The sequence below is a fragment of the Enterococcus sp. E4-150 genome (assembly GCF_035726465.1).
Classification (GTDB): Bacteria; Bacillota; Bacilli; order Lactobacillales; family Enterococcaceae; genus Enterococcus_B; species Enterococcus_B faecium.
This window is the reverse complement of record NZ_JAPRGK010000002.1, coordinates 211,434-223,985: the sequence shown is the minus strand read 5'-3', so window position 1 is coordinate 223,985 and position 12,552 is coordinate 211,434. Positions and strand designations below refer to the sequence as shown.

Sequence of the window (12,552 nt, the reverse complement as noted above, 5' to 3'; positions counted from 1 at the left end):
CTTTTATAAATAGAAAATAGGGTTAATAATAGGAACGAGGAGAAGCACGTCGAAAGATCTTAATATTGATAATCGGCTGGGCGTACATGATTTCCACGTCATCAATCAAACTACCTAACAGATGATAATCTTCCCGATCATGTCGGGGATTACCTAATAGTTCCTGATAGTAGATTTCCATACTAGGGTCCCGAGGATTGTTCAGCAAATCAGCAAGTACATCTAAATCTTCTGGCTGAGTTTCTGCCGTACCCTGTATCTCTATGAAAAGCCCTTCCTCAGCAAATTCTACTCCAATACGTATTTCAGTTATTTCATGGGAATATAAATAAGTAAGAAGCTCATCGATGATTCTTTTTGATAATTCTTTTTCCAAGTGTCTTTTTTTCCTTTCTGACAGCGGTAAAGTTATCTAGTATCGGTACAAGGATACCTGCAACGAAACCAGTTGAAAAACCACTGTTATATAGATTTAGTCCTCCGTGTAAAGTGCTGACGTTATGGACAAGAGCAATATGTAGCACACCAGCTATTACACCGTAAAAACTGCCGTAAAAACCGCTTATGGGCGCGAGACCTGTCCCAAACACAGCTGCAACAAGCATGCCAGTACTGGTGATCTCATGAAAAGTTCCAAACAAAGAAGCAATAAATATTCCGACTAGTATCGGAAAACTGTTTTTTAAATGACAACCAAAAGCACTGAAACCAACCGCAGATAAAATAGCACCGATGACAGGTCCATTTAACTGACCGCCAACCAGTAAAACATAAGAAGACAGCATCAGACCAACTAAGCCCATGTTGATCAAAGTAGCACCAATACCAGAATTAGCAATGAAATCAGTTGTCAATTTTCCAGATGAATCGAAAATCTCTCGAATCCCCGAAAGCCGAAAGGAATTATAATAGAAACCAATTCCGACTGTCAGCGAAAAAAAGCCAAAAATAATCCAAATGAGAGGAAAGTGATATTCATTGGAAACCAATGTATTTTCGACGATTGAATAGCTGAATAACCTCAAAACAGCAGTAAAAGTCATCGCAATCAACCCAGAGGTGAATCCAATATTATAAAGTGTAAATCCACGATGGAAAACTAAAGTTTGAGCAGCTAAGGGCGGAAGAAGTAGACCAATTGCTATGCCAGCTAAATTCCCCAATAAAATACCTATCAGTAAAGGAAAACGCATACCAAAAGTGATATAACTAACGACCGGTGATAATGCGCTACCAAACAGTCCGATCATGATGTACTGAGAAAAAGGTTTATTGACAAATACAGCGTATAGATACACACCTAAAATGATTGAGATAGAATTATAAAGGTTTTTGCCAAAAAAAGAGAAACCGGTAACTGTTAGAATCGAAGCAAATAAGGGACCGTTTAAAATCACCTTGTGCCGATAAGCTAAAAGCACAGAAAGTAAGGTCAAAATCCCCACATTTATGAATGCGCTTCCGAAACCGCCTAAAGCAAAATAATCTGTCAAAAGATTGCTTGGCGAGGTAAGAATAGTTAGCAATCCACTCCAATTATCAGTAGGAGTACCAGAAAGCAAGCCAATAAAAAGAAAAAAAGCACCTGTAAAACCAAGATAAAAATACTTTCTTTTCTGTGAAACGATTCGTTTTTGAGGATGAATATAAATAACGTCAGTTTCGTTTTCCATTACACACCTTCTTTTTCATTTTCTTTAACTATAACTTGAAATGAAAGATTTGGTCAACTATCATTTAGGTCAAAACTAAAAATGTAAGGGAACCCATTGAATTTAACCAAATTTTTTTAATTTTGCAAAAAAAGTTAAAGAAGACTGAGAAAAAAATTTAAAATATAACGTTTTGAGTAAAATGTTTGCAAAAAATGCTAAAAATAGGGTACAATAAAACAACATATACTGCAGTAAAGAAGTGGGGGAGTTTTAATGAGAAGAAAAGTCTATACCAAGGATCAAATTCTAAAAGCTGCTTATGATGTTGTTGCAAAGGAAGGGTTTAAAGGATTTACTGCGAGAAATATTGCTAAAAAGATGGGGATTTCGACACAGCCGATTTATCTGGAATTCAAAAACATGGAAGATTTAAAAAATACGTTGCTGGATTCTATCTTTGAACAACTAAAAGAAGATGTTTTCCCTATTGAACGTACTGGTGATAAAATCATTGATCTCGGTTTGAACTATATCTACTTTGCAAAAAAGAATCATAGTCTTTACATGGCATTGTACATTGATGAACATGGGGACGGAAAGAAAATGCATGATTTTTCATACAATTATTTCTGTGAAATAGTTAAAGAAGATGAAAGATACAATCAATTATCGGATGAATATGTCGATGCTCTGCATACTGGTACGTGGGTAGCAGTGACTGGCTTAGCGTCATTGATGTCATCAAATATCATGCATCCAACAGAAGAACAAATCATTGCACTGATCAAACGGACAATTGACTCGATTTTAGCATTAGATAATCCTGAAATAATCAGATAGTGTTCTATCAGTATGAATTTGATCGGTAAGTCCGTTGGCTGCAAACTGTCAATGGACTTTTTTGCTAAAAAAAGCGATTTCTGTTATTTATCTATTAGAAATAGGCTTGACATTTCGTGGAAAAAGTTTAAAAATAGTACTTACGGAAGGTTGGCAGAGTGGTAATGCACCGGACTCGAAATCCGGCGAACCGGCTAATACCGGCGCGCAGGTTCAAATCCTGTACCTTCCTTATATATTAACGATTAGAGGTTGTAAAGAAGCTGTCCTGCATCAAGTAATAAGAACGGCCAAACAAAAATAGCTCTTCCTATTTTTTCATTTGGTTGGGCTTATTACCGCAGATGCAAGCTTATGAAGGAATAAGGGGCTGTGACAATGCTTTTGTCACAGCCCCTTATTTTTGTTGTACTTTTAGCCTACAATATTTTTTGATTCCCCCTGAGTACTATTTTTTATAAATGCTAGTAAATCAATCTTCTTTGGCCTTTTTTTTGATAAAAAAAATACTAGATGTAAGATAAAAGTGTAAAAACGATTTGTTTTAGGAGGGAAAACGATGTGTACCGCAATCACTTATGCGACGAAAGACCATTATTTTGGAAGGAATTTTGATTATGAGATGTCTTATAATGAAGTAGTCACTATTACTCCAAGAAATTATCGTTTCGATTTTAGAAAGGTAAAAAATTTAGATAAACATTATGCAATGATTGGGATAGCAGCTGGGGTAGCCAACTATCCACTCTATTATGAGGCTACAAATGAAAAAGGATTGAGTATGGCAGGACTGAATTTTCCTGGCAATGCTGATTATAAAGAATTACAAGAAGGAAAAGATAACGTTGCACCATTTGAGTTTATTCCATGGATACTAGGGCAATGCTCAACCATAGACGAAGCTAAAGAATTATTGGCTACTATCAATCTAGTCAATATCGATTTTAGTGAAAAACTACCCTTGTCACCTTTACACTGGTTATTAGCTGATAAAGAAAAATCGATAGTAATTGAAAGTATGAAAGATGGACTTCATTTATATGATAATCCTGTCGGTGTGTTGACAAATAATCCGCCATTTGATTATCAATTATTTAATCTGAACAATTATCGCTCGCTATCAAATGGAACACCAGAAAATCATTTTTCAAACCAGATCAGCTTGAATGTTTATAGTCGTGGGATGGGAGGATTGGGATTACCTGGAGATCTCTCTTCTGTTTCTCGATTTGTAAAAGCCACATTTACTAAAATGAATGCTGCATCAGGTGATTCAGAATCTGAAAGTATCAGTCAATTTTTTCATATACTAGGCTCAGTCGAGCAACAAAAAGGAGTATGCGATACTGGAGAAGGAAAATACGAATATACGATTTATTCTTCTTGCTGTAACATTGATAAAGGGATTTATTATTATCGTACGTATGAAGACAGTCAGATTACTGCTGTAAATATGAATAAAGAAGACTTGGATCGTCATGAATTGGTCAGTTATCCAGTCATAAAAGAGCAACAGATAAACTATGTCAATTAATTAATGAATAGATCCGTTTGGTATCATATTTTCTGATACAGTCATAATTAGACACGATCTTTAGGTCGTGTCTTTTTTTGCTGGTTTTTTTGGAAATAGCATCCACTAATATTTTTTTAACACGAAGAGAATAAGATAGCCTCAAAAAAGAAAACATGGTAAATTAGATATTGGGACTTTATTTTCTGTAAAAACAGAAACTTTCATCTTTTGTTTTCACGTGACGAAACTGTAAGAGAGAAAATATTCGTCCGCTATTTATTCTATGATAAGATGCATATGAATGAAATAAACAGTAATTTTATATTAGGATGTGAAAGTTAAATGTGCGGTATTGTAGGTTTTGTTAACGACAAGGACAACAAAAAAACAATTATTAATACAATGATGGATCGAATCGTTCACCGTGGACCTAATAGTTCAGGAGAATATATCGATAAACATGTTGCTTTAGGATTCAGAAGATTAAGTATTATTGACTTAGAGGGCGGTACTCAGCCTATTTACAATGAAGATCGGACAAAGATCATTATTTTTAATGGCGAAATCTATAATTACCAGCCTTTGAGAGAAGAATTGATTGCAGCTGGCCACGTTTTTCAAACACATGCAGATACAGAAGTCCTTTTGCATGGTTACGAAGAATGGGGAACAGAATTATTGCAAAAGATCCGCGGAATGTTTGCTTTTGCTATTTGGGATAATGAAAAGAATGAGTTATTCGGTGCAAGAGACCACTTTGGGATCAAACCATATTATTATGCAGAAATGAACGGAACATTTATGTTTGGTTCAGAAATCAAAAGTTTTCTGCCTCATCCTGATTTTAACAAAGAATTGAACAAAGAAGCGTTGAAACCTTATATGACTTTCCAATATTCTCCATTAAACGGCGAAACATTCTTCAAAGATGTCTATCGTTTGCCTGAAGGCCATTATTATACGTATAAAGATGGAAAACTAGACATTCAGCAATATTGGGATGCAGATTTTGAAACAAAAGAAACGCATTCCCGACAAGAATGGATCGAAAAAATCGACGAAACCGTTCAAGCTTCTATTGAAGCACATACGGTCAGTGATGTAGAAGTTGGTTCTTTCTTATCCAGCGGGGTTGATTCCAGTTATGTAACCTCTGTATTGAAACCAGATCATTCTTTCTCAATCGGGTTTGATGATAAAACCTATAATGAAGCGATTGAAGCCAGAAAACTAACCGAACTATTGGACTTAGATAATACAGCAGCAGTGATCGACGGAGACATGTCGTTCAAAGCATTCCCTTTGATCCAGTATCACTTAGATGAACCTGATTCAAATCCTTCTTGCGTACCTTTGTACTTTTTAGCAAATCTTGCTTCACAAAGCGTGCGGGTAGTCCAATCTGGAGAAGGGGCGGATGAACTGTTTGCGGGATACCAAACGTATGGATTCCATACGAATTCAAAATTCATCCGTGTGATTGCTCAAGGATTGAAAAAATTACCAAAAGGAACACGCTATAATTTAGGACGTAAAATCGGAAAAATGAAAAATTTCCATGGACGGATCCATTTATATGAATCACTTGCTCCTGCAAAAGAATATTTTATCGGTCATGCTCGAGTGTTCGAAGAATCAGAAGCATCAGAAGTGTTGACACCAAAATATCAAACAGCACCATCTGTGGATGAAATCATGACTGTTCATTACGACAAAACAGAAGGAATCAAAGATGAAGTCAATAAGATGCAATATGTCGATCTTCATCAATGGATGCCAAAAGATATCTTGTTGAAGGCAGATAAACTTTCTATGGCAAGTTCTTTGGAAGTCCGAGTACCTTTATTGGATATCGAAGTCATGAAATTGGCTCAACAAATACCAAGTAAGTTCTTATTGAATCAAAACAACACAAAAGATATTTTCAGACAAGCTGCGAACAAACATCTTCCGGAAGAATGGTCGAATCGTGTGAAATTAGGATTCCCTGTGCCAATCAAAGCTTGGTTGAAAGAAGAACACGGCTACGAACAAGTCAAAGCATTATTCGAAGCAGATTTTGCAAAAGAATTTTTTGATCAAGAAAAAATCATGAAGTTGCTAGATGACCATCACGAAGGACGTAAAGAAGAGCAAAGAAAAATCTGGACAATCTTCAGTTTCTTGACATGGTATAAAGTCTACTTTGTAGATGAAACGATTCCGCAAGCAGAAGCAATCGACTATGTGACTGTTTGATGAAAATCAAATATCAATAAAAAATAGGTTTTCTCCTACCGTTTAACACCGAGTGATAAGAAACAATTTCAAAAAACAGCTCTTCCCGTTTTATAGATATTATGACTTGTGGTTCGGAGTTGGCAGAGGAACACCATTGTTTCGAACATAAGGGGTTGTGACACGATTTTCGTCACAACCCCTTTACATATGTTCAATAATCGATTTCTTTTTCTTTTGTCCCATCTTTTTTATAAATGACCAAAGTTGATTCTTTGTTTTGTGCTACTTGCTTTCCTTTTTCGATCGCTTCTTTCTTTGTATCAAAATGGTTGCTAGCCTTTTTTGCTCCTTTAGATTTCACGATCCATTGTTCTTCGGCATATTCTACGATCACATCTGAATCAAGCAATTTTCCGGCACGAGGATTCGTATCATGTTTATCCGACTTACTTGGATTTTTTTCTTTTTCGAATGTTCGTCTTTCTGATTCACTAGCATTTTCATACCACTCTTTTGCTTGATCAATGGCAATTGGGATCGCACGGCTATCAGGGTAACCCTCGTCTAATAGAGCATTTGCGATGTCGATCGCCTTTTTTCTTGTCAGTTTATCTAAGTTTTTCATTGATGCAGGAAAGTCCTTCATGTTCCATGGCATATTAGTATCCTCCTTTATTTAAAAAAACATAGTCTCTATAAACAAGTGTAAGGGTATTTATACAAAAAGAAAAAGATTTTGTCTGAGAAGTAAAACCGTTGTATTTATCGTCAAGTAGTTTTACTTAACAAAATCGTGAAAAACACTAGCAATCTAGAAAAAATCATGGTAAGATAATCAAGTCTGAGAGTCATCTTAGAGGATTCTTGTAAAAATGGGAGGGAAAAACATGCGCGTAAACATCACTTTAGAGTGTACTTCTTGTAAAGAACGTAACTATCTAACAAGCAAAAACAAACGTAACAATCCTGATCGTTTGGAAAAACAAAAATATTGCCCACGCGAACGCAAAGTTACTTTGCACCGTGAAACAAAATAATGTTTTTAAAGTTCTCAATTCCTTGCTGGTCAAAGAATTGAGACTTTTTTTATCTCAAAACATCTAAAATCATAAGGAGCGGATAATATGTTTATTTCCATGTGGGCACAAGATAAAAATGGTCTGATCGGCAAAAATGGTTTGTTACCATGGCGATTGCCAAATGATATGCGTTTCTTTCGCGAACATACAATGGATCGAATTTTAGTGATGGGAAGAAAGACCTATGAAGGAATGGGGGATCTTTCACTTCCTTATCGCCATATCATCGTGTTGACAACGCAACCAAATTTTCGTACGAAAGAAAATGCGGAAGTAATGCATTCGATCGATGAACTTTTGTCGTATAGTCAAACGATCTCAGAAGATATCTATGTTTCGGGTGGTAGTCGGATTTTTCAAGAACTTCTTCCTTACACTGGTCGGATCTGGCGAACATTGATCGATAGCACGTTTGAAGGCGATACGTATATTGGGAATATTGATTTTTCAGACTTCACCCTTATAGAGGAGTATGAGGGGATAACGGATCAAGAAAATCTATATGCCCATCGTTTTCAAAAATGGGAAAGAGTAAAAAATAGGGTTGCTTCAAAAGAAGAATAAAATCTATGCGTCTAGTTTGTTAATAAGAACAAAAGCATCTTACGACTAATCGTGAAGATGCTTTTTTTAGTTAAAATCAATTTAGTTTTTCTTTGATATCATTGACCATTTCCTGACTGGCAATAGGTCCGTTATATAGCCAGCTAGATTCAGGTCCGAATTGCAGTACATGATTGTCTGTCACTGCTTTAAGATTCTTCCAGCTTGGTTCATTGAACATGGCAGCATCTTTGTCACTGTTCACAAGGATGATGTAGTCAGCATCTAATTCAGCTAGCTTTTCAGAGGAAACAGCAGACCAGTCAGAAGTGGCTTTTTTGGAGACCTCTTCCACTAGATCAGGAACACCAAATTCCAGATCGTCGTATACGATTCTTCCACTTGACCGATTTTTGCTGACCATAAAGGCTGAGTTGTTGGTCACCCACAACACTGCAGCTGTCTTGTTCTCGATTTTATCTGCTAGTTCTTCTCGAGTTTTCTTGATGGATTTTTGATAATCGGAAATGATTTTTTCTGCCTCTTTTTCTTTTGCCAAAGCTTTGCCGACATCTTTTAGTTGTTCTTCCCATGTGACATCTGTTCCGTTTTTTACAACATAAGTTGGCGCGATTTTGCTATATTGTTCGTATTTCCCGCCTTCGACAGTAGCGGAAGAAGAAATCAACAGCAAATCAGGCTCAAAGCTTAACACTTTCTCATAAGGAAGGTCATAAGAAATCGTTGGGACATCCTTTAAATCATCTTGCAGATAATCTTGAATGGAACCACTGCCAACAGTCCACTGGGCGATAGGTTTTTCTCCTAGTGCAATCAGATAGTCTTCTAAGTAACTGCCGATGATCCGTTTGGGCGCGTTTGGAATCTCTACTTTATGTCCAAGTGTATCTGTGACTGTATGAGTACTATTGGATGAAGTCGTCGAATTGGCAGTTGTAGCTGTTTCTTTATCTGAAGAGGGGGAGCAAGCGCTCAGTACTCCAGCCAGCAGCAATATGCTAGATAATGTGAATACTTTTGTTTTTAATTTCATTTCTTTCCTCCTGACATAATTGAGAATCTTTCTCATTGGTTATTATTCCTGATATTTCGAACGCTGTCAACCGCTTCATTTGGCTATAGATATGAAAGTAGCGCTTGACGAAATGTTGAAACAGCGTCATAATTGAGAATGATTTTCAGCGAAAGGATGGGTGAAATGACGAGATTAAGAGCAGCTGACATTGCAGCCGGCTACGAAAACAAAAAAATCATTGAAAACATGTCTGTTACGATTCCTGAAGGGAAAATCACTAGTTTGATTGGGCCAAATGGAAGTGGAAAATCTACTTTATTGAAAAGTTTTACCCGTATACTACCTGTGAAATCAGGAAAGATCATTGTCAATAACTCTGATATCTCTACATACAGTTCAAAAGAACTTGCAAAAAAAATTGCATTATTAGCACAAACTAGTGAACACCCTACAGGTATGACAGTAGAAGAAGTAGTATCTTACGGACGATACCCTTATCAAAAACTGTTCAGTGGCATGGACACGCAAGATCATGAAGCAATCGAGTGGGCGTTGGATGCTACAGGTCTAGCTGGATTTCGTATGCGGGATATCGCAACGCTGTCTGGTGGACAAACCCAGCGTGTCTGGATCGCTATGGCGCTTGCTCAGGAAACAGATATCTTGATCTTGGATGAACCGACAACATTTTTAGATCCGGCACACCAATTAGAGATCCTACAGTTATTGACTGAAATCAATCAAATGAAACAAACAACGATCTTGATGTCGATTCATGACATTAATCATGCTTCACGTTTTTCAGATTATTTATTAGCAATGAAAAACGGTAAGTTGATCACAGAAGGTACACCTGAAGAAGTGATCACAAAAGAGTGTATGAAAAAAATATTTGAGATTGATGCAACGATTGTCACGCTTCCAAGAACAAATAAACCAGTTTTTCTAACCTATGATTTGTTGCCAAAAGAGCAGGAGGATCAATTATGAGGACTATGAAGAAAAATAGACTCCTGCTTTTGGTCTGTTTTGTTCTTTTGATTATTTTTTTTGTTGCTCTTTCAAATGGCGCAGCGACTGTGGGAAAAGCAGATTTTTGGCAGGCGTTGTTTGATTTTGATAGATCAAAACAAAGTCACCAAATCATACGAAATATTCGTTTGCCTCGTGTGGCGGGAGCATTTCTTGTAGGGAGTTGTTTTGCATTGAGCGGTGCATTGATGCAAGGAGTGACAAGAAATCCTTTAGCAGATTCAGGCTTACTAGGAATCAACGCGGGTGCTTCGTTGGCAATGGCCCTTAGTTTTGCTTTTTGGCCTAAAGCTTCTGATTTTTCTGTATTTCTAATGTCATTGGCAGGTTCTTTTGCTGTAACTTTGCTCGTATTTGGTTTTTTGCAGTTTTCGAAAATGGGCATGAATCCTTTACAGCTTATTTTAGCTGGCGTAGCTATTAGTTCTTTTTTTACTGCTATCAGCCAAGCACTGACCCAATTCTTTAATCTGCAGCAGGATCTTGCTTTTTGGTTTGTAGGCGGAGCTGCCAATATCACATGGAAACAATTAGCAGTATTGTTTCCTTTATATATACTTGCTGTTTTGGTTTCTTTTTCATTAGGAAAAGCAATATCTTTGATTCATTTGAGTGAAACACATGCATTAGCTCTTGGAAGTCATCCTAAACGAACGCGGTTGATTGTTTTCTGTCTAGTCGCAGTGTTGGCAGCCATAGCAGTTTCGTTAGTCGGTCCAGTCTCCTTTATTGGACTGTTGGTTCCGCCAGTTGTTCGTGGAATGGTTGGAACGGACTATCGTTATGTTCTACCTGTCTCTTTTTTAGTTGGCGGTGGATTGGTTATGTTGGCGGATTTTACAGCGAGGATGATCAATCCCCCTTTTGAAACACCTTTTGGATTAGTCATTGCATTGATTGGCGTTCCGTTTTTACTGATACAAGTAAGGAGGGAACAACGGTGAAAAAAATATATTGGACGTTCTATTTCTTGCTTTTTGTACTTGTCATCCTGTCTATAGGTAGTTTAATGATTGGTACGCCTTTTATTTACCTGGATCAGCTTTTTGCCACGTTCATAGGGAAAGAATCATCTTCTTTGGCGCTGATTGTTAGAGAATTTCGAGTTCCTCGATTACTGATCAGTTTATTAGCAGGAGCTTGTCTTGGCGTTTCTGGTTATATCTTGCAAGGAGTAACAAGAAATGAATTGGCAGATTCTAGTATATTGGGCATTAATGCCGGAGCAGGATTTTTAGTGATGCTTTATTTAGGTTTCTTTTCGCACTATTCGCTGCCGTTTCTATTGCTAGTTGTAGCCTTTCTAGGTGGTGTTTTAGCTGCTTGCTGTGTCTATCTTGCGGCCTATGATCGAAATGGCTTTTTGGGTATGAATCGAATCTTATTGTCCGGTATTGCCGTTAATGCCGGCCTTTCTGCATTAACATTGCTATGCACGATCCAATTATCTAAGGAAAATTATGGATTTGTGAATGCATGGTTAGCGGGATCAATCTGGGGTGCGAGCTGGCCTTATGTTTGGGCATTGCTTCCATGGGCGGTTATCTTAATTCCGCTAGGAGGACTTTATGCACAGAGGATTGGATTGCTATCATTTGGTCAAGAACGCGCGCAAGGATTAGGCCTTAACGTGGCTAAAAGTCAAAAAATCCTTTTGTTGTTAGCTGTTGCTTTGGCAAGCGGTAGTGTAGCGGTGACAGGTAGTTTATCTTTTGTAGGACTACTAGCTCCTCATGCTGCGAAGCTAGTCGTACGTAAAGAAAATAACTGGACCTTTGTTCTGAGCGGTTTGTTCGGTTCCATTTTTGTGCTTAGTGCAGATATGGTTGCTAGAGTGATTCTACCAAGTGGGGAAGTACCTACAGGAATTTTGATTGCCCTTTTTGGTGCGCCATATTTTCTGTATGCACTTTTTATCAGACAAAAACACGCGCTGAACAGTTGAAATTCATTAAAAAAGGAAGGCCAATCATTTCTAGGTCTTCTTTTTATTCTATTTATGCATTTATTTGAAAGTTCGATTGCTATTTTTCTTTTTTTCCTATACCATTTTATGAGAGAAGGAAGGGTGAGTTTTTGGACCAATTGAAAGTAATATTACGCCGGAAAGGAATCGAAAAGCTGAAAAATCTGGCCAAAAGTGGCAAGAAAAAGGAAAAAGAACAGCGAATCTATAAACAGCTATTCGCCAGCGAGTACTGGAAGTCAGCAAAAGTGATAGGGACGACTTTATCGAATGAATTTGAACTGGATACACAGCCGGTTATCCAACGAGCAGAAAAAGAACAAAAGAAAATAGTTGTACCTAAAACTTTGCCGAAACGTCAGATGGCGTTTTATGAAATGGATGAACAGTCCGTTCTTGTACGTTCGAGTTTTGGTGTTCTTGAGCCACAATCAGAGAAGCTCTATTTGCCGGAGATGATCGATCTCCTCATTGTACCAGGTATTATCTACAATAGAGCCGGTTATCGAATCGGTTTTGGCGGTGGTTATTACGACCGGTATTTAAATAATTTTCATAAAAAAACATGTAGCCTTGTTTTTCGTGAACAATTGAATGAACAATGGCAACCGGAGAGCTTTGATCAGAAGATCCAACAATTGTTTATTGACTAAAATGAAATGGGA

General features: G+C 37.3%; 13 protein-coding genes and 1 tRNA gene. 10 read left to right on the top strand and 4 right to left on the bottom strand.

The features are described 5' to 3' along the window. Positions 1-22: 22 nt before the first annotated feature. Both OZ002_RS03100 and OZ002_RS03095 read right to left on the bottom strand, forming a co-directional pair. A complete protein-coding gene (locus OZ002_RS03100; RefSeq protein ID WP_002293923.1) occupies positions 23-376 on the bottom strand; it encodes a hypothetical protein in 354 nt (117 codons plus the stop codon). Next, positions 342-1,673: a DUF1576 domain-containing protein gene (locus OZ002_RS03095; protein ID WP_002293921.1), complete on the bottom strand. Its 1,332-nt coding sequence runs from the start codon at positions 1,671-1,673 to the stop codon at positions 342-344. The genes OZ002_RS03100 and OZ002_RS03095 overlap by 35 nt, the downstream gene beginning before the upstream one ends. A 255-nt stretch (positions 1,674-1,928) precedes the next feature. On the opposite strand from OZ002_RS03095, the gene OZ002_RS03090 reads away from it, so the two are divergent. The 4 genes from OZ002_RS03090 (at position 1,929) to asnB (ending at position 6,249) form a co-directional block, all read left to right on the top strand. Beyond that, a complete protein-coding gene (locus tag OZ002_RS03090) occupies positions 1,929-2,495 on the top strand; it encodes a TetR/AcrR family transcriptional regulator (RefSeq protein ID WP_156248949.1) in 567 nt (188 codons plus the stop codon). A 144-nt stretch (positions 2,496-2,639) separates the two neighbouring features. Continuing rightward, a tRNA-Ser gene (locus tag OZ002_RS03085) sits at positions 2,640-2,727 on the top strand. 327 nt (positions 2,728-3,054) lie between these two features. Continuing rightward, on the top strand, positions 3,055-4,029 hold the full coding sequence (gene bsh / locus OZ002_RS03080) for a choloylglycine hydrolase (RefSeq protein WP_123840049.1): 975 nt from the start codon (positions 3,055-3,057) through the stop codon (positions 4,027-4,029). A gap of 324 nt (positions 4,030-4,353) precedes the next feature. Continuing rightward, a complete protein-coding gene (asnB, locus tag OZ002_RS03075) occupies positions 4,354-6,249 on the top strand; it encodes an asparagine synthase (glutamine-hydrolyzing) (protein WP_123840048.1) in 1,896 nt (631 codons plus the stop codon). 193 nt (positions 6,250-6,442) lie between these two features. Here asnB and OZ002_RS03070 read toward each other — a convergent pair whose 3' ends face one another. Beyond that, entirely contained in the window at positions 6,443-6,889 is a 447-nt protein-coding gene (locus OZ002_RS03070) for a DUF2188 domain-containing protein (protein WP_002293914.1), read from the bottom strand. Positions 6,890-7,103: 214 nt separating this feature from the next. Between OZ002_RS03070 and rpmG the strand changes: the two genes are divergently transcribed. After that, positions 7,104-7,268, top strand: a complete 165-nt coding sequence (gene rpmG / locus OZ002_RS03065; protein ID WP_002320810.1) for a 50S ribosomal protein L33 — start codon at positions 7,104-7,106, stop codon at positions 7,266-7,268. An 87-nt stretch (positions 7,269-7,355) separates the two neighbouring features. Further along, a complete protein-coding gene (locus OZ002_RS03060; protein ID WP_002324997.1) occupies positions 7,356-7,874 on the top strand; it encodes a dihydrofolate reductase in 519 nt (172 codons plus the stop codon). Positions 7,875-7,950: 76 nt separating this feature from the next. Here the strand turns inward: OZ002_RS03060 and OZ002_RS03055 are convergent, their stop codons facing one another. Then, a complete protein-coding gene (locus tag OZ002_RS03055; protein WP_002293906.1) occupies positions 7,951-8,907 on the bottom strand; it encodes an ABC transporter substrate-binding protein in 957 nt (318 codons plus the stop codon). A 165-nt stretch (positions 8,908-9,072) separates the two neighbouring features. Between OZ002_RS03055 and OZ002_RS03050 the strand changes: the two genes are divergently transcribed. From OZ002_RS03050 to OZ002_RS03035, 4 genes are all read left to right on the top strand, one after another. Further along, positions 9,073-9,879, top strand: a complete 807-nt coding sequence (locus OZ002_RS03050; protein ID WP_002293905.1) for an ABC transporter ATP-binding protein — start codon at positions 9,073-9,075, stop codon at positions 9,877-9,879. Then, entirely contained in the window at positions 9,876-10,865 is a 990-nt protein-coding gene (locus OZ002_RS03045) for a FecCD family ABC transporter permease (protein WP_002293904.1), read from the top strand. The genes OZ002_RS03050 and OZ002_RS03045 overlap by 4 nt, the downstream gene beginning before the upstream one ends. Further along, on the top strand, positions 10,862-11,866 hold the full coding sequence (locus tag OZ002_RS03040) for a FecCD family ABC transporter permease (RefSeq protein ID WP_002293903.1): 1,005 nt from the start codon (positions 10,862-10,864) through the stop codon (positions 11,864-11,866). Before OZ002_RS03045 ends, OZ002_RS03040 begins: the two co-directional genes overlap by 4 nt. A gap of 131 nt (positions 11,867-11,997) precedes the next feature. After that, entirely contained in the window at positions 11,998-12,540 is a 543-nt protein-coding gene (locus OZ002_RS03035; RefSeq protein ID WP_049142477.1) for a 5-formyltetrahydrofolate cyclo-ligase, read from the top strand. The last annotated feature ends 12 nt before the right edge of the window (positions 12,541-12,552 follow it).